Source organism: Bacillus sp. Bvel1, assembly GCF_014872755.1.
GTDB classification, from domain to species: domain Bacteria; phylum Bacillota; class Bacilli; order Bacillales; family Bacillaceae; genus Bacillus; species Bacillus velezensis.
In genome coordinates, this window is record NZ_JAAOBZ010000004.1 from 203,314 (window position 1) to 222,425 (window position 19,112).

Below are 19,112 nucleotides of genomic sequence, written 5' to 3' on the forward strand. Positions count from 1 at the left end.
AGGTGACATATGAGCAAAAAATCGATTCAAAAGGTGTATGCACTCACACCGATGCAGGAGGGAATGCTGTATCATGCGCTGCTTGATCCGCATTCTTCCTCCTACTTCACACAATTAGAGCTTAGGATTCACGGAAGCTTTCAGCTTGAGCTTTTTGAAAAAAGCGTCAATGAGCTGATTCGGACATATGACATCCTGCGTACGGTATTCGTGCACCAGCAGCTTCAAAAACCGCGCCAAGTCGTATTAGCAGAGCGGAAGACGAAGGTGCACTATGAAGATATCAGTCAATTAGATGAAGCGCGCCAAACCGAATATATTGAACGCTATAAACGCGATGTGCAGCAGCAGGGCTTTCATCTGGCGAAGGATATTCTCTTTAAAGCGGCGGTGTTCAGGCTCAGTGAGAAGGAACTGTATCTCGTCTGGAGCAATCATCATATCGTCATGGACGGCTGGAGTATGGGCGTTTTGATGAAAAGCCTGTTTCAAAACTATGAAGCGCTTCGTGCCGGCCGGCCCGCCGGGGGAAGCCAGGGCAAACCTTACTCTGACTATATCAAATGGCTCGGAGGCAGGGATTATGAGGAGGCGGAACAATATTGGAGCAGCCGCCTGGCGGATTTCGAACAGCCGAGCCTGCTCCCGGGCCGTCTGGCACCAGAAAAGAAAGACTACCAAAATGAAGAATATTCTTTTGTCTGGGATGAAGAGCTGGTCGCGCAGATTCAGCAGACCGCCAACCGGCATCAAGTCACGGGGCCTAACCTGTTTCAGGCCGTTTGGGGTGCGGTGCTCAGCAAATACAACTATACAGACGATGTGGTGTTCGGCACCGTCGTATCAGGCCGTCCTTCAGAAATCAACGGCATTGAAACGATGGCGGGGCTGTTCATCAATACGATTCCTGTCAGAATCAAGATTGACAAAGATGCAGCCTTTTCTGACGTGATGGCGGCAGTTCAGAAAAACGCCGTGGAAGCCGAGCGCTATGATTATGTGCCGCTCTATGACATTCAAAAGCGCTCCGCTCTGGACGGCAGCCTCTTGAATCATTTGGTCGCGTTTGAAAACTATCCGCTGGACAAAGAGCTGGAAAACGGGGGCATGGAGGAAAGACTCGGCTTTTCCATTAAAGTTGAACATGCTTTTGAGCAGACGAGCTTTGATTTCAATCTCATCGTGTATCCGGGAAAAACGTGGACTGTCAAAATCAAATACAACGGAGCGGCTTTCGCACACGATGCCATCGAACGAACGGCGCACCATCTGACCCGCATGATGAAAGCGGCGGTCGGAACGCCTGACGCGCCCGTGCGGGAACTCGGCCTTGTTTCAGGCGAAGAAGAGCGGCAGATTGTTGAGATATTCAATGATACGAAAACGGCGCTTCCGGAAGAGGAGGCCGTTCACCGTTTGTTTGAAGCACAGGCAAACCGGACGCCTGCAAGCATCGCGATAAAAGAAGAGGGACGCGAATGGACCTACCGTGAAGTGAACGAAGCGGCCAACCGCCTGGCGAGACACCTTGTGAAGAGCGGGCTGGAAAAAGGCCGGACCGCCGCTATTATGAACGACCGGTCTGCGGAAACCGTTATCGGAATGCTTGCCGTCCTAAAAGCAGGCGGCGCCTATGTGCCGATTGATCCGGCTTTTCCGGAGGACCGTCTCCGCTTTATGGCGGCAGACAGCTCGATTCGGCTCGTGCTGACAGTTCAGGACTATCAAGAACAAGCGGGCACATTGCAAGTCCCGATTGTCATGCTGAATGAAAGCGCGGATGAAACGGTAAGCGGAACAGACTTGAATCTCCCGGCCGGCGGCAACGACTTGGCGTATATCATGTATACATCCGGATCGACAGGAAAACCGAAAGGCGTCATGATTGAACACAGAAATATCATCAGGCTCGTCAAACATTCGAATTACGTGCCGGTTCATGAAGAAGACCGGATGGCGCAAACGGGAGCCGTCAGCTTTGATGCCGGAACCTTCGAAGTCTTCGGCGCATTGCTGAACGGAGCCGCGTTGCACCCGGTGAAAAAAGAGACACTGCTTGACGCCGGACGATTCGCCCAATTTCTGAAAGAGCAGCGGATCACGACCATGTGGCTGACGTCTCCGCTGTTTAATCAGCTTGCCCAAAAGGATGCGGGCATGTTTAACACGCTCCGGCACCTCATCATCGGCGGTGACGCGCTTGTGCCGCATATCGTCAGCAAAGTGAGGAAGGCATCACCGGAGCTGTCGCTTTGGAACGGCTACGGGCCGACGGAGAATACGACGTTTTCGACGAGTTTTCTCATTGATCAGGACTACGACGGTTCGATCCCGATCGGGAAGCCGATCGGAAATTCCACTGCGTACATTATGGACGAAAACCGCAACCTCCAGCCGATCGGCGCGCCCGGGGAGCTGTGCGTCGGCGGAAGCGGAGTGGCAAGAGGCTATGTGAATCTGCCTGAATTAACGGAGAAGCAGTTTGTCCGCGATCCGTTCAGACCGGATGAAATGATATACCGGACGGGGGACTTGGCGAAGTGGCTTCCGGACGGCACGATCGAGTTTCTCGGCAGAATTGACAACCAAGTAAAGGTCCGCGGTTTCAGAATCGAGCTCGGCGAAATTGAGGCGAAAATCAGCCAGGCGGAGAATGTGACGGAGTCTGCGGCTGTGATCCGGAAAAATAAAGCGGATGAAAATGAAATCTGCGCTTACTTTACCGCAGACCAAGCCCTTTCGCCGGAAGACCTGCGCAAAACGCTTTCGGAATCACTTCCGGAATACATGATTCCCGCGCACTTCATCCAGATGAATCAGTTTCCGCTGACGGCGAACGGAAAGATTGATAAAAAAGCGCTGCCTGAGCCTCAGGCTGAAGCCGTTCAAAAAGAATACGAAGCGCCGAAAACGGAAGCGGAGCAGAAACTCGCGGACATTTGGGAAGGCATTCTCGGTGTAAAAGCGGGTGTGACTGACAATTTCTTCACGATTGGCGGACATTCTTTAAAAGCTATGATGATGACCGCTAAAATCCAGGAGCACTTTCAAAAAGAAGTGCCGATTAAAGTGTTATTTGAAAAGCCGACCATTCAGGAGCTTGCGCATTATTTGGAGAATGAGAGCGAGGAGGAACAGCAGTTTGAACCGATCCGACAAGCGCCTTATCAGAAGCATTATCCTGTTTCCTCAGCACAGCGCAGGATGTATATCCTTAATCAGCTCGGACAGGCCAGCACGAGCTACAACGTCCCTGCTGTACTTCTGCTGGAAGGATCAGTAGACAAAAACCGTCTTGAAGAGGCCATGCAGGCATTAATCAACCGTCATGAGACACTGCGTACGTCGTTTGACATGGCAGATGGAGAAGTCGTGCAGACCATTCATAAAAATGTGTCGTTTGAGCTTGAAACCGCCGAGGGCCGGGAAGAAGATGCAGAAGAGCTGACAAAAGCCTTTATCAGGCCGTTTGCGCTCAATCGTGCGCCGCTGGTCCGTTCGAAGCTGATCCGGCTTGAAGAAGACCGGCATCTTCTGCTGATTGACATGCACCACATTATTACGGACGGGAGCTCAATGGGCATTTTCATCGGTGATCTTGCGAAGCTTTATCAAGGCACGGAGCTTGAGCTGCCAAAGATTCATTATAAGGATTTTTCAGTCTGGCAGCGTGAAAAAGCAAATCTTGATCAGCACGAAGCTTACTGGCTTGATACGTTCAAAGGCGATCTGCCGGTGCTGGATCTGCCGCTTGATTTCCCGCGTCCTGCCGAGCGCAGTTTTGAAGGGGAACGCGTCATCTTCGGGCTTGATAAACAGGTGACGGCGCAGATTAAGAAGCTGCTGGCTGATACGGATACGACGATGTACATGTTCTTGTTAGCCGCTTTTCAAGTGCTGCTGTCCAAATATTCGGGGCAGGAAGACATCATAGTCGGGTCTCCGGCGGCCGGAAGACAGCATCCTGATCTCCAAGACGTGCCGGGCATGTTTGTCAACACAGTTGCGCTTCGGTCGCATCCTGCCGGCAAAAAAACGTTCAAGCAATTTCTGGATGAAGTGAAAACGGCGAGCCTTCAAGCTTTTGAGCATCAAAGCTATCCGCTTGAAGAATTAATTGAAAAACTGCCGTTAACGAGGGACACAAGCCGGAGTCCGCTGTTCAGCGTGTTATTTAATATGCAGAACATGGAGATCCCGGCCCTGCGGCTCGGAGATTTGGAGATTTCTTCTTACTCCATGCATCATCATGTCGCTAAATTTGATCTTTCCTTAGAAGCGGCTGAGCGCGGAGAAGAGGTCGGATTGAGCTTTGATTACGCGAAAGCCTTATTTGCGGACGAAACCATCCGCCGCTGGAGCGCTCATTTTGTCAATCTGATTAAAGCCTGCGCCGAAAATCCGGATATTCAGCTGGCCGACGCAAGCCTGCTGTCCGCTCCTGAGCGGGAAGCGCTCCTTTCTGATGAAAAACGGACGGAAGCGGATCTGCCTGAGGGCACTTTTGTTTCGCTGTTTGAACGGCAAGCGCAAAAAACGCCTGATCTCACGGCGGTTGCGGGCGGAACAAGTCTGACATATCGTGAGCTTGATGAACGCTCGAACCGGTTTGCCCGACACCTTCAGGCTTGCGGAACGGGCAGTGAGGACATCGTGGCCATTATGATGGATCGTTCGGCCGACTTGATTACCGCGATTCTCGGCGTCATGAAAGCCGGAGCGGCATTTCTCCCGATTGATCCGGAGACTCCTGAAGAGAGAATCCGCTACTCTCTCGAAGACAGCGGAACGAAGCTTCTGGTCGTCAATGAGAGAAACATGACCGCGGCCGCCGTTTATAAAGGAAAAACGGTCGTAATGGAAGACGGAGAATGGCAGAACGAAAGCGCCGACCGGCTTGAAACGGAGCCCGGCGCCGACCGGCTTGCCTATATCATTTATACCTCGGGAACAACGGGCAAACCGAAAGGCGTCCAGCTGGAGCACCGCAATCTAATCAATTATGTCACATGGTTCAGCCGTGAAGCCGGTTTGACCGAAGCTGACAAATCCGTGCTGCTGTCTTCTTATGCATTTGATCTCGGCTATACGGCCATATTCCCGATTCTTCAGGCGGGCGGAGAGCTGCACATTGTGCCGAAAGAGACGTACACCGCACCTGATCAGCTTGGTGAGTTTATACAGAAAAACGGCATTACGTATATGAAACTGACGCCGTCATTGTTCCATATGATCGTCAACACAGCCCGTTTTACGTCAGAACGCCGTTTCAGCCCGCTTCGTTTAGTGGTGCTCGGCGGAGAAAAGATCATCACGTCCGATGTCCGCAAGTTTCATGCCGTATACGCCCATACCGACTTCATCAATCACTACGGGCCGACGGAAACGACGATCGGCGCCATTGCGGAACGGATCAATATGGAGCGTCTTGATCAATATGAGCAGCGTCCCGTCATCGGCCGCCCGATCGCAAATACCGGCGCGCTTGTATTGGACGGTGCAATGCAGCTCGTTCCTCCGGGCGCAAGCGGCGAGCTTTATATTACCGGGAAGGGGCTTGCCAGAGGATATCTTCACCGTCCGCAGCTGACGGCGGAGAAATTTCTCTCAAATCCTTTTTCACCGGACAGCCTGATGTACAAAACGGGAGATATCGTCCGCAGGCTTCCTGACGGGACGATTGAATTTATCGGCCGTGCGGATGATCAGGTGAAAATCCGGGGCTACCGCATTGAATTAAAAGAGGTTGAAACCGTGCTGTTAAGCGTAAACGGCATTCAGGAGGCGGTCGTTCTCGCAGTCAGCGAAGGCGGGCTGCCGGAACTGTGCGCGTACTATAAAGCCGACAGCGAGCTGAAAGGCTCTGAGCTTCGCAAACGGCTTTCCGAAACACTGCCGTCTCATATGATTCCGGCCTATTTCGTACAGGTAGACCGCATTCCGCTCACAGCCAACGGAAAAACCGATAAAAACGCCCTCCCGAAACCGGGCGTCAGCCAAACGGCGCAAATTGCTTCAGCCTTGCCGGAAACGGAATTGGAGGAAAAGCTGTGCCGCATTTGGAAACAGACACTCGGTACGGATACGCTCGGCATCGACGATAATTTCTTCGATTACGGCGGGCACTCTTTAAAAGGAATGATGCTCCTCGCCAATATTCAGGCTGAACTGGACAAAACGGTTCCGTTAAAAGCGCTGTTCGAACAGCCGACTGTCCGCCTGCTTGCCGCATATATCGAAAAATCGGCGGTATCTGAGGGATATCGGATGATCACACCGGCAGACAGTGCAGACGCGTACCCGTTATCATCCGCCCAAAAACGGATGTACGTTCTGAACCAGCTTGATCGGGAGACAATCAGCTATAATATGCCGTCCGTTCTTCTGATGGAAGGAGAAGTCAATATTTCAAGGCTTCAGAAAGCGCTCAATCAGATGATCAACCGCCACGAATCTTTGCGGACGTCCTTTATCGATCAAAAAGGCCAGCCGATGCAGCAGATCGCAGAACAGGCTGACATTGACCTGCACATCTTTGAAGCAGCGGACGAGGAGAAGGCGGATCTTATCATTCAGGCATTCATTAAGCCGTTTGATCTGAGCGCGGCTCCGCTCATTCGGGCCGCTCTTGTCAGACTGAATGAAAAGAAACACCTGCTGCTGCTGGATATGCATCATATCATTGCCGACGGCGTGTCCAGGAGCATGCTGGTCAAAGAGCTCGCTCACCTTTACAAAGGCGGAAGTCTGCCGTCGCCGAACCTGCACTATAAAGACTTCGCCGTCTGGCAGAATGAACCCGGGCAGGCCGAACGGATGAAAGACCATGAGCGTTATTGGCTCTCGGCATTTTCCGGCGAGCTTCCTGAATTGAATCTGCCGACCGATTTTCCGCGTCCGCCGGTTCAAAGTTTTAAAGGACAATCCGTCCGTTTCAGAGCGGGGCGTGAGACGGAAAAAGCGGTGCGTGAATTAATGGAATCATCGGGAGCGACTCTTCATATGGTGCTTCACGCCGCGTTCCATGTCTTTTTGAGCAAAATCACGGGACAGCGCGATATCATTATCGGTTCGGTGACCGCGGGAAGAACGAGCGCCGAAGTTCAGGAAATGCCGGGGATGTTTGTCAATACGCTTGCGCTTCGCAATGAAACGCAAAAAGAGCAGACCTTCGCCGGGCTGCTCGAACGGGTGAAACAAACCAATCTCGACGCGCTGGCGCATCAGGATTATCCGTTTGAGGATCTGATCGGAAAGCTTGACCTGCCGAGAGATATGAGCCGCAACCCGCTGTTCCAGGTGATGGTGACGACAGAAGATCCGGATAAAGAAACACTGGAACTGGAGAACCTGCGCATCACTCCGTATGAGTCAAACCAAGGCACGGCGAAATTCGATCTGACACTCGGCGGCTTTACGGATCAAGAAGGTCTCGGCCTTCAGTTTGAATATGCGACTGATCTGTTTAAAAAAGAAACCATTGAAAAGTGGAGCGCCGGGTTCCTGCGGATTCTGAAGCAAGCGGCGGAAAGCCCGGACAGAAAGCTGCCTGAGATTTCACTGATCAGCGATGCTGAAAAACAAGCCCTCCTTGACGCATGGAAAGGAAAAACACTCTCTGTGCCGCAGGACAAAACGGTTCACCGTCTCTTTGAAGAAACAGCCGCCCGCTACGCGAACCGGCCGGCCGCGGCATATAACGGCGCGAAATGGACGTACGGCGAGCTGAACGCAAGGGCGAACCGGATCGCGCGCATTCTCATAGACTGCGGCGTCACGGCTGACGAACGTGTCGGCATTTTGACGAAACCGTCCTTGGAAATGGCCGCGGGCGTACTCGGCGTCCTGAAAGCGGGCGCGGCATTTGTGCCGATTGACCCCGACTACCCACAAGAGCGGATCAGCTACATTCTGCAGGACAGCGGCGCCAAGCTTCTTCTCACACAGGAAGCGCTGGACGTGCCGGATGGCTACACAGGAGAAACGATCCTGCTTGACGGCGGACGCTCCATTCTGAGCCTGCCGCTTGATGAAAACGATGAAGCGAACCCGCAGACTGAAACAACGGCGGATCATCTCGCTTATATGATTTACACGTCAGGAACGACCGGACAGCCGAAGGGTGTCATGGTCGAACACCATGCGCTGGTGAACCTGTGCTTCTGGCATCACGACGCATTCGCCATGACGGCGGATGATAAAAGCGCCAAATACGCGGGCTTCGGTTTTGACGCCTCCATCTGGGAGATGTTCCCGACATGGACCATCGGCGCGGAGCTTCACGTCATTGACGAAGCGATCCGGCTGGATATCACCCGCTTAAATCACTATTTCGAGGAGCACGGCGTGACCATCACTTTCCTGCCGACGCAGCTGGCCGAACAATTTATGGAGCTGGAAAATACCTCTCTCCGCATGCTTCTCGTCGGCGGCGACAAGCTGAAGCGGGCGGTGAAACAGCCGTACACGATCGTCAACAACTACGGCCCGACGGAAAACACCGTCGTCGCGACAAGCGGCGTCATCAATCCTGAGGAAGGATCGCTTTCGATCGGACGGGCGATTGCCAATACGAGAGCTTATATTCTCGGCGACGGCGATCAGGTGCAGCCGGAAGGCATTGCCGGTGAATTGTGCGTGGCCGGCCGCGGTCTGGCACGCGGATACCTGAACCGTGAGGAAGAAACGGCGAAGCGGTTTACCGCAGATCCGTTCGTGCCCGGCGAGCGCATGTACCGGACCGGCGACCTCGTCAAATGGAACGCGCAGAGCGGCATCGAATACATCGGGCGTATTGACCAGCAGGTCAAAGTGCGGGGCTACCGGATCGAGCTTTCAGAAATCGAAGTCCGCCTCGCCCAGCTTGCGGACGTTCATGACGCAGCGGTGACGGCGGTGGAAGACAAAGCGGGCAATACCGCGCTTTGCGCCTATGTCGCGCCTCAGCAGGACGATATTGAAGCGCTCAAAGCCGCGCTGAAAGACACGCTGCCTGACTACATGGTGCCGGCGTTCTGGGTGGAGATGGATGAGCTTCCGGTCACCGCAAACGGAAAGATTGACAAAAAAGCCCTGCCGGAACCGGACATTGAAGCGGGAAGCGCCGCTTACAAAGCGCCGGAAACGGAGATGGAGACGCTGCTTTCCGACATTTGGGAGGAAGTGCTCGGTCTTGATCAGATCGGCGTAAGCGATAATTTCTTCACCCTCGGCGGCGACTCGATCAAAGGCATCCAAATGGCGAGCCGCCTGAACCAGCACGGCTACAAGCTGGAAATGAAGGATCTCTTCCAGCACCCGACCATCGAAGAGCTCGTCTCCTATGTGGAGCGGACGGAAGGCAAGCAGGCCGACCAGGGACCTGTCGAAGGCGAAGCGGAGTTAACGCCGATCCAGCGCTGGTTCTTTGAGAAAAACTTCACGGACAAACACCACTGGAACCAATCCGTCATGCTTCACGCGAAAGACGGCTTTGATCCGGACCTGGTGGAAAAAACCCTGCAAGCATTGATTGAACACCATGATGCGCTCCGCATGGTTTACCGTGAAGAAAGGGAAGGCATCATTCAGACATACCTCCCTGTCACAGAATGCAAGGCAAGCTTTGAAATCGTTGATCTGTACGGAACGGACGAGGATATGCTGAAAAGCCAGATTCAGCGGCTTGCCGATCATCTTCAGGGCAGTCTTGATCTGGAGAACGGCCCGCTGTTAAAAGCGGAGCAATACCGGACAGAACAAGGCGATCATCTGTTAATCGCGGTTCACCATCTCGTCGTGGACGGGGTTTCATGGAGAATTCTGCTGGAGGATTTCGCTTCAGGTTATAAACAGGCGCAGCAGCAAAACAGCATCGTCCTCCCGCAAAAAACCCACTCCTTTAAAGATTGGGCGGAGGCGCTGAACACGTTTGCGCAATCAGAAGAGCTGAAAAAGCAGGCGGATTATTGGGCGCAGGCAGATGCGGAAGAACTGCGGCCGCTGCCGAAAGACCATGATCCGGACAAACGGCTCGTCAAACATACGGCGGCCGTGAAATGTGAATTGACTGAGGAAGAAACAGCACAGCTGCTGACAGATGTTCATCATCCGTACGGAACGGAAATCAACGACATTCTGCTCAGCGCGCTCGGCTTAACGATCGGTGAATGGACGGAAAACGGCAAAGTCGGCATCAACTTAGAAGGACACGGCCGGGAAGAAATCATACCGAATGTCAATATTTCACGGACGGTCGGCTGGTTTACGGCCCAATATCCGTTGATTCTGCAGATCAGCAAGGAAGACGGCGTCTCTTCCGTCATTAAAACGGTAAAAGAGACAGTGCGGCGCGTTCCAGCTAAAGGTGTAGGATACGGGATTCTCCGGTATCTGTCATCCGATGAAACAGAAAAAGGCGCCGCGCCTGAAATCAGTTTTAACTACTTGGGGCAGTTTGACAATGAAGTGAAAACGGAATGGTTTGAGCCGTCTCCATATGATATGGGACGTCAAGTCAGCGAAGAGTCAGAGGCGTTATACGCACTGAGCTTCAGCGGGATGGTTACAGGCGGCCGCTTCGTCATTTCCTGCTCATACAATCAGGAAGAATATGAAAGAAGCACCGTCGAAACACAGATGCAGCGGTTTAAAGACAATCTTTTAATGATCATCCGCCATTGCACGGCCAAAGAGGAGAAAGAATTTACGCCGAGCGATTTCAGCGCGCAGGATCTTGAGATGGATGAAATGGGAGACATCTTTGACATGCTTGAGGAGAATTTAACGTGACAAAAACAGTTAACAGAAGGGGGGAGCGGAGCAGATGAGCCAGTTCAAAAAAGATCAAGTTCAGGACATGTATTATTTGTCGCCGATGCAGGAGGGAATGCTGTTTCATACTCTCCTGAATCCCGGCCAAAGCTTTTACATCGAACAAATGACAATGAGAGTAAAAGGCAGCTTGAATATCAAATGCCTTGAAGAAAGCATGAATGTGATCATGGACCGGTACGATGTATTTCGTACCGTGTTCATTCACGAAAAAGTAAAAAGGCCGGTCCAAGTCGTATTGAAAAAACGGCAGTTTCAGATAGAAGAAATCGATCTGACACACTTAACGGGCAGCGAGCAAGCATCCAAAATTAATGAATACAAAGAACAGGATAAGATCAAGGGCTTTGATTTGACGCGGGATATTCCGATGCGGGCAGCCATCTTTAAAAAATCGGAAGAAAGCTTTGAATGGGTGTGGAGCTACCACCACATCATTTTGGACGGCTGGTGCTTCGGCATCGTCGTGCAGGATCTGTTTAAGGTATACAATGCCCTGCGAGAACAAAAGCCGTACAGCCTGCCGCCGGTCAAACCGTATAAAGACTATATCAAGTGGCTTGAAAAGCAGGATAAACAAGCATCACTGCATTACTGGCGCGGGTACTTAGAAGATTTTGAAGGACAAACGACATTTGCGGAGCAAAGAAAGAAACAAGAGAACGGCTATGAGCCGAAAGAGCTGCTCTTCTCACTGCCGGAGGCGGAAACAAAAGCATTTACCGAGCTTGCAAAATCGCAGCATACCACTTTGAGTACGGCGCTGCAGGCGGTTTGGAGTGTATTAATCAGCCGCTACCAGCAGTCCGGCGATTTGATCTTCGGCACAGTCGTTTCCGGGCGTCCCGCAGAAATCAAAGGCGTTGAACATATGGTCGGGCTGTTTATCAATGCTGTTCCGAGGCGGGTGAAGCTGTCTGAGGATACTACATTTAACGGCTTGCTCAAGCAGCTGCAGGAGCAATCGCTGCAGTCTGAGCCTCATCAATATGTGCCGCTCTATGACATCCAAAGCCAGGCCGATCAGCCAAAGCTGATTGATCATATCATTGTGTTTGAAAATTATCCGCTTCAGGATGCAAAAAATGAAGAAAACAGTGAAAACGGCTTTGATATGGAGGACGTCCATGTTTTTGAGAAATCGAATTATGATCTCAACCTGATGGCTTCTCCAGGTGATGAGATGCTGATTAAGCTTGCCTATAACGGGAATGTGTTTGATGAGGCGTTTATCCTGCGCTTAAAATCTCAGCTTCTCACAGCGATTCAGCAGCTCATCCAGAAGCCGGATCACCCTGTCAATACGATCAGACTTGTTGATGAAAAGGAAAGAGAGCTTCTGCTTACCGGCTTAAACCCGCCGGCTGAGACTCATCAGGCGAAGCCTCTGACGGATTGGTTCAAGGAAGCGGTGAATGTAAATCCTGATGCACCGGCGCTTACGTATTCCGGCCAGACTCTTTCCTATCGCGAATTAGATGAGGAAGCGAACCGTCTTGCGCGCCGTTTGCAAAAACAAGGTGCGGGTAAAGACACCGTTGTCGCGTTGTACACGAAGCGCTCGCTTGAACTGGTGATCGGCATTCTCGGCGTATTAAAAGCGGGAGCGGCTTATCTGCCGGTTGATCCGAAGCTGCCGGAGGACCGAATCTCGTATATGCTGACTGACAGTGCGGCTGCCTGTCTGCTGACACATCAGGAGATGAAAGAAAAAGCGGCTCAGCTGCCGTATACAGGAACAACACTCATCATCGATGATCAAGCACGGTTTGAGGAACAGGCAAGCGATCCTGCAGCCGCAATTGATCCCGATGATCCGGCGTATATTATGTATACGTCCGGCACAACCGGAAAGCCGAAGGGCAATATCACCACTCATGCCAATATACAAGGATTGGTCAAGCATGTAGACTACATGGCATTTTCTGAACAAGATACGTTCTTATCTGTTTCGAATTATGCCTTTGACGCATTTACTTTTGATTTCTACGCATCAATACTGAATGCGGCACGGCTCATTATCGCAGATGAACATACACTGCTTGATACAGAACGGCTCACTGATCTGATCCGGCAGGAGAATGTCAATGTCATGTTTGCGACAACCGCACTTTTTAATCTTCTCACCGATGCGGGAGAGGAGTGGCTGAAGGGGCTCCGCTGTGTGTTATTCGGGGGTGAGCGCGCGTCTGTGCCTCACGTCAGAAAGGCGCTTGAGATCATGGGGCCTGGCAAGCTGATTAATTGCTACGGGCCGACTGAGGGAACGGTGTTTGCGACAGCTCACGTCGTGCATGATATACCGGATTCCATTTCCTCATTGCCGATCGGAAAGCCGATCAGCAATGCAAGTATTTATATTCTTAACGGGCAAAACCAGCTTCAGCCGTTCGGAGCTGTCGGTGAACTGTGCATCAGCGGAATGGGTGTATCAAAAGGGTATCTGAACCGTCACGACCTGACGAAGCAAACATTTATCCCAAATCCGTTCAAGCCGGGAGAAACGCTTTACCGCACAGGGGATTTAGCACGCTGGCTGCCGGATGGAACGATTGAATACGCCGGGCGTATTGACGACCAGGTCAAAATACGCGGTCACCGGATTGAACTTGAAGAAATCGAAAAGCAGCTGCAGGAATACCCGGGTGTGAAAGATGCGGTCGTTGTTGCAGACCGCCATGAGTCCGGAGATGCATCAATCAACGCCTATCTCGTGAACCGGACGCCGCTTTCAGCTGAAGACGTAAAGAGGCACTTGAAAAAACAGCTTCCTGCTTACATGGTGCCGCAAACCTTTACTTTCTTAGAAGAGCTTCCTTTAACGACAAACGGGAAGGTCAATAAACGGCAGCTGCCGAAACCGGATCAGGCTCAGGCGGCGAAAGAATGGATCGGGCCTCGAAACGCGACGGAAGAAACGATTGCACACATCTGGTCCGAGATTCTCGGCAGACAGCAGATCGGGATTCATGATGATTTCTTCGCGCTCGGAGGCCATTCCTTAAAAGCGATGACGGCAGCGTCGCGCATTAAAAAAGAGCTCGGTACGGACATCCCGGTGCAGCTGTTATTCGAAGCGACGACAATCGCAGACATTGCCGGTTATCTGCTTCACGGTGAAGAAAAAGGAATGAAAGATCTCACCATCATGAATAAAAATCAGTCTGACACACTGTTTGCGTTCCCGCCGGTTCTCGGTTACGGGCTGATGTACCAGCCGCTGGCAAAACAGCTGTCCGGCTATAGAATCTGTGCGTTTGATTTTATCGAGGAAGACAACCGCATCGAACGCTACACAGAGCTGATCAATCAGCTCCAGCCGGAAGGACCGGTCAAGCTGTTCGGATACTCGGCAGGCTGCACGCTCGCCTTTGAAACGGCCAAACGGCTTGAAGCCGAAGGACGTAAAGTGGAGCGGCTGATCATGGTTGATTCCTATAAAAAACAAGGCGTCAGCGACTTGGAAGGCCGCACCGTAGAAAGCGATGTCCAGGCGCTGATGAAGGTAAACCGGGATAACGAAGCGCTGAATGACGAAGCCGTCAAAGAAGGTCTCGCCAAAAAAACAAACGCGTTTTATTCTTATTTCGTGCATACCGTCAGCACCGGCACGGTCAATGCGGATATAGATCTATTAACGTCAGAACCGGACTTTGCGATGCCGCCGTGGCTCGCTTCGTGGGAGGAAGCCACGACAGGTGAATACCGTGTGAAAAAAGGCTGCGGCAGTCACGCAGAAATGCTACAGGGAGAATGTCTCGAAAGGAATGCGGCATATTTGCTCGAATTCCTAAGGAAGGAACATCCGAAGCTGACAGCTTCACGATAGAAAAGGAGGAAGCCCGCCAATGGTCCAGCTCTTTAAATCGTTCGATACCACGGAAAAAACGCAGCTTATCTGTTTTCCGTTCGCAGGAGGCTATTCCGCATCATTCCGCCCGCTCCACACCTATCTTCAAGGTGAGTGTGAGATGCTTGCCGCGGAACCGCCGGGACACGGAACAAATCAAATGTCCGCCGTTGAGGATTTTGAACAGCTTGTCAGTTTATACAAGCAGGAGTTGAATCTCCATCCTGACCGCCCGTTTGTCCTGTTCGGCCACAGTATGGGAGGCATGGTCGCTTTCAGGCTGGCGCAAAAGCTTGAGCGGGAGGGGATTTACCCGCAGGCCGTGATCATCTCAGCCATTCAGCCGCCGCATGTTGAAAGGAAAAAAGTGTCTCATCTTGATGATGAAAAATTTCTCGCCCATATTATCGAGCTGGGCGGAATGCCGCAGGAGTTAGTGGAGAATAAGGAGGTCATGTCATTTTTCCTGCCTTCTTTCAGGTCCGACTACCGCGCGCTTGAAAGCTTCCGTCCGTCTGATTCTCACATGATTCAATCACCCGTCCATATTTTTAACGGGCGGAAAGATAAAAAATGTATCAAAGATGCGGACGGATGGAAAAAATGGGCCGACAATCCCGTATTTCATGAGTTTTCGGACGGCCACATGTTCATATTAAGTGAAACTGAAAAAGTGGCGGAACGAATATATGAGATTATTAACAGGAGCACTGCAGGCCAATTGTTATAGGATATGACAGACAGCATTCGCTGTCTGTTTTTTGTAACAAAATCTGCCCGTGAGTTTTCTCATTTATCAAAAATTTTATGTTATGATTTGATGGAATATAATTTTGAAGGGATTGTCGTACATGAATGATGCAGCAAAAGAGCTGAACAGAACATTATCTGAAGAAAACCCGCACGTGCTTCATATGCTTTCTGATTTGGGCAGAGAGTTGTTTTATCCGAAAGGGGTGCTGACACAATCGGCGGAAGCGAAAGCCAAGGCCGGAAAGTATAATGCCACGATCGGGATTGCCACCTCACAAGGCGAGTCCATGCACTTTTCCCATATTCAAGAGACACTGTCCGCCTATAACCCCGATGATATCTACGATTATGCTCCGCCGCAGGGAAAAGAGCCGCTCAGACAGGAATGGCTGAAAAAAATGCGTCTCGAAAATCCTTCATTAGCCGGCAAAGACATCAGCACGCCGATCGTGACAAACGCTTTAACACACGGGCTGAGCATTGCCGCCGACTTGTTCGTCAATGAAGGGGATGCGCTGCTTCTGCCGGATAAATATTGGGGAAATTACAATTTTATTTTCGGTGTCCGGCGCAAGGCATCCATTGAGACGTACCCGCTTTTTCAGCAGGATGGGCGTTTTAATGCGGCGGGGCTGTCCGAGCTGCTGAAAAAGCAGGAAGAAAAGGCGATTGTCGTGCTGAATTTCCCGAATAATCCGACAGGCTATACGCCGGGGGAAGAGGAAGCGTCAGAAATCGTCAGTGTGATCCTGGAGGCGGCGGAGGCCGGCAAAGAGATTGTCGTGCTCGTAGACGATGCGTATTACAATCTGTTTTACGATGAAACGGCCATTCAGGAATCCATCTTCAGCAAACTCGCCCAAGTGCACGACCGGGTGCTTTGCGTAAAAATAGACGGCGCGACGAAGGAAAATTATGCGTGGGGCTTCCGCGTCGGTTTTATTACGTACAGCACAAAAAGCGAAAAAGCGCTGCGCGTGCTCGAGGAAAAAACAAAAGGGATTATCAGGGGAACGATTTCAAGCGCCCCGCATCCGTCCCAAACGTTTATGCTGCGGGCGATGCAGTCACCGGAATACGAGAAAGAAAAATCGCTGAAATATAATATCATGAAAAAACGGGCTGACAAAGTGAAAGCCGTTCTTGCAGAAAACAAGCACTATGAAGACGTATGGACGCCTTATCCGTTTAACTCGGGTTATTTCATGTGTGTCCGGCTGAGAGACATAAACGCCGGTGAATTAAGAGTGTCATTGCTTGAAAAGAGAGGAATCGGGACGATATCCATTAATGAAACCGATTTGCGAATCGCATTTTCATGTGTTGAAGAAGAATACATCGCGGATCTGTTCGAAGAAATTTATCAAGAAGCAAAGCAGCTGCAGAAACAGGCGGAAATATCAGGCTGACAAAAAAAGGAGGGGGATACCCTCCTTTTTCTATGCTTACAGCAGCTCTTCATACGTTTTCATCTCAATCCCGTCACAAAAATCGGGATGCGCCGCACAAACGGCCAGCTTATATTCCTCGTCCGCATCATATGTGCGGATGAAACAAGGTTCATGTCCGTCCGGGAGCTCAATGGACACATGGCCGTCGTCTTTGAGGCGGACGCTGAATGAATCAAGCGGAAGGGAAAGCCCTTTTCCGGCCTGCTTGATAAAGCTTTCTTTCATCGACCACAGGTGGTAAAAATAATCGGTCTGCTGATCGGGGTGTTTCGCTTGCAGATCACTGTATTCCGTCGGCGAAAAAAAACGTTTGGCGATATCAATCGTGCCGGGCTTCATTTTTTCAATATCTATGCCGATCGGTTTTGAATCAACGGCACACACGATCCAGCGCCCGGAGTGGGAAATGTTAAAGTGCATGTCCGGAAGCGCGGGGATGTACGGCTTTCCGTATTCCTGGACGCTGAATGAAATCCCGGCCGGATCAAGTCCGTAAGCCTTCGCCGCAGCGGTGCGGATCAGCATGTCGCCGATCAAGGTGCGGTGAGCATCCTCCTTATGGTAAAAGCGCCGGCATTTTTCCCGCTTTTCGGCGGACACGGCCGCCATCATCCGATCCTCTTCCCCTGCAGAAAGCGGGCGGTCCATATATACTCCGTAAATCTTCATGTCCAGATCCTCCGTCTGAAAATATTGTCAAAACCATCCTACCATATCAGACGAAAGCTGTCCGAAAATAAAAAAACAAAACCGTTTCGGCTTTGTTTTTAATGAACGGACGTTGCCCGCCCGGAGATCGCGTATGTTAACAGTTTAGAGGACTGCGGCAAAGAAAAACGCAGAATCAGCCCCGTCAAAACAGCCGTAATAATGGTTCCGGCGCCGATCGGTCCGCCCATCACCCAGGCTGCGGCAAGAATCGTCAGCTCAATGCCGTTCCGCACCCATTGCACGTTCCAGCCCGTTTTTTCAGATATCAGCATCATCAGAGAGTCCCGGGGGCCCGCGCCGAGCCCTGCTGATACGTAAATACCGACGCCGCAGCCGATCAGCAGCAATCCGATAGAAAAAAACACGGCCGCTAAGGAAAAAGCGTGCGCCTCAGGAAGCAGAAACGAGAAGAAATCAATAAACATTCCCATCAGCACCATGTTTAAGATAGCGCCGATTTTCGGGAGTGTCCTCGTGAACAGGCAGGTTAAAGCCACGATGACCGCGCCGACCAAGATGGACCATTGGCCGACAGATAGCCCGAAATGCTGAAAAAGCCCATAATGAAAGGCATCCCAAGGGCTGATGCCGAGAGCTTTTCCTTTAATGGTTAACGATACCCCGAAAGACAAAATCAACAGACCGGCAAAATAAAACGTCCAGCGCATCAAGAATTCCCGCTTCAAAGAGGTCCCTTCTTTCATAACATTCATTAATTGTCATTGTAGCATAACCGCCCAAAAAAAGAAGAAGCGAAATCAGTGTTTCGCTTCTTCTCCGGCTCCTACAAAGGATTCAGTATACGATTTAAAAACCGCTGCGTGCGTTCTTCTTTCGGCGCGGAAAAAATCTGGGCCGGCGGTCCTTGTTCCACAATGACGCCGCCGTCAATGAAGATGACTTCATCGGCCACTTCCTGCGCGAATTTGATTTCATGGGTGACGACGACCATCGTCCAGCCTTCGTTCGCCAGATCCTTAATCACTTTGAGCACCTCGCCGACCAGCTCCGGATCAAGTGCTGACGTCGGTTCGTCAAACAGCATCAGCTCGGGCTGAATCGCAAGCGCGCGGGCGATGCCGACCCGCTGCTGCTGACCGCCGGAAAGCTGGAACGGATATAAATTCATTTTGTCTTTCAGTCCGACTTTTTCCAGAAGCTCTATCGCTTCTTTTCTGACTTGCTCCTTGTCGCGCTTTTGCACTTGAACGGGTCCTTCCATGACGTTTTCAAGCGCCGTGCGGTGAGGAAACAGATGATACGCCTGAAAGACCATGCCTGATTTGCGGCGGAGGCGGAGAATATCAGCCTGCTTCACTTTTTTGGAGAAATCTATTGAAAAATCGGAGAATGCCAGCTCGCCGCGATTGGGGATCTCAAGCGCGTTCAGACAGCGCAGAAGCGTCGTTTTTCCTGAACCGGACGGTCCCAGAATGGCGATGACTTTCCCTTTTTCTATCTCCATATCTATCTTTTTTAAAATTTCATTCTGTCCGAATGATTTATTTAATCCTTTGACGGAAAGCATATCGAAA

The 19,112-nt window shown here is 51.3% G+C and carries 7 protein-coding genes; 4 read left to right on the forward strand and 3 right to left on the reverse strand.

What is annotated here, in order from left to right; all coding sequences use genetic code 11:
• The first annotated feature begins 9 nt into the window (after positions 1–9).
• From srfAB to HAP68_RS01640, 4 genes are all read left to right on the forward strand, one after another.
• Positions 10–10,770, forward strand: coding sequence for a surfactin non-ribosomal peptide synthetase SrfAB (srfAB, locus tag HAP68_RS19455; RefSeq protein WP_046341126.1), 10,761 nt, complete (start codon positions 10–12; stop codon positions 10,768–10,770).
• Between the two features lie 34 nt (positions 10,771–10,804).
• A complete protein-coding gene (gene srfAC, locus HAP68_RS01630; protein ID WP_024084874.1) occupies positions 10,805–14,641 on the forward strand; it encodes a surfactin non-ribosomal peptide synthetase SrfAC in 3,837 nt (1,278 codons plus the stop codon).
• A gap of 19 nt (positions 14,642–14,660) precedes the next feature.
• Entirely contained in the window at positions 14,661–15,392 is a 732-nt protein-coding gene (gene srfAD / locus HAP68_RS01635; protein ID WP_014304324.1) for a surfactin biosynthesis thioesterase SrfAD, read from the forward strand.
• A 121-nt stretch (positions 15,393–15,513) separates the two neighbouring features.
• On the forward strand, positions 15,514–16,824 hold the full coding sequence (locus tag HAP68_RS01640) for an aminotransferase class I/II-fold pyridoxal phosphate-dependent enzyme (protein WP_024084875.1): 1,311 nt from the start codon (positions 15,514–15,516) through the stop codon (positions 16,822–16,824).
• A gap of 36 nt (positions 16,825–16,860) precedes the next feature.
• Here the strand turns inward: HAP68_RS01640 and HAP68_RS01645 are convergent, their stop codons facing one another.
• From HAP68_RS01645 to tcyC, 3 genes are all read right to left on the reverse strand, one after another.
• On the reverse strand, positions 16,861–17,535 hold the full coding sequence (locus HAP68_RS01645) for a 4'-phosphopantetheinyl transferase family protein (RefSeq protein WP_024084876.1): 675 nt from the start codon (positions 17,533–17,535) through the stop codon (positions 16,861–16,863).
• A 98-nt stretch (positions 17,536–17,633) separates the two neighbouring features.
• The gene (locus HAP68_RS01650) at positions 17,634–18,245 is read right to left on the reverse strand and encodes a YczE/YyaS/YitT family protein (RefSeq protein ID WP_440100094.1); all 612 of its coding nucleotides are present in this window, start codon (positions 18,243–18,245) and stop codon (positions 17,634–17,636) included.
• Positions 18,246–18,361: 116 nt separating this feature from the next.
• Positions 18,362–19,105 carry a cystine ABC transporter ATP-binding protein TcyC gene (gene tcyC, locus HAP68_RS01655; protein WP_024084877.1) on the reverse strand — a complete coding sequence of 248 codons (744 nt, stop codon included), beginning with the start codon at positions 19,103–19,105 and terminating at the stop codon, positions 18,362–18,364.
• Positions 19,106–19,112 lie beyond the last annotated feature (7 nt).

Bases quoted from the DNA above. Each gene is read 5' to 3' on its own strand.
- srfAB (WP_046341126.1), top strand. From the start codon at position 10: ATGAGCAAAAAATCGATTCAAAAGGTGTATGCACTCACACCGATGCAG.
- srfAC (WP_024084874.1), top strand. From the start codon at position 10,805: ATGAGCCAGTTCAAAAAAGATCAAGTTCAGGACATGTATTATTTGTCG.
- srfAD (WP_014304324.1), top strand. From the start codon at position 14,661: ATGGTCCAGCTCTTTAAATCGTTCGATACCACGGAAAAAACGCAGCTT.
- HAP68_RS01640 (WP_024084875.1), top strand. From the start codon at position 15,514: ATGAATGATGCAGCAAAAGAGCTGAACAGAACATTATCTGAAGAAAAC.
- HAP68_RS01645 (WP_024084876.1), bottom strand. From the start codon at position 17,535: ATGAAGATTTACGGAGTATATATGGACCGCCCGCTTTCTGCAGGGGAA.
- HAP68_RS01650 (WP_440100094.1), bottom strand. From the start codon at position 18,245: ATGCGCTGGACGTTTTATTTTGCCGGTCTGTTGATTTTGTCTTTCGGG.
- tcyC (WP_024084877.1), bottom strand. From the start codon at position 19,105: ATGCTTTCCGTCAAAGGATTAAATAAATCATTCGGACAGAATGAAATT.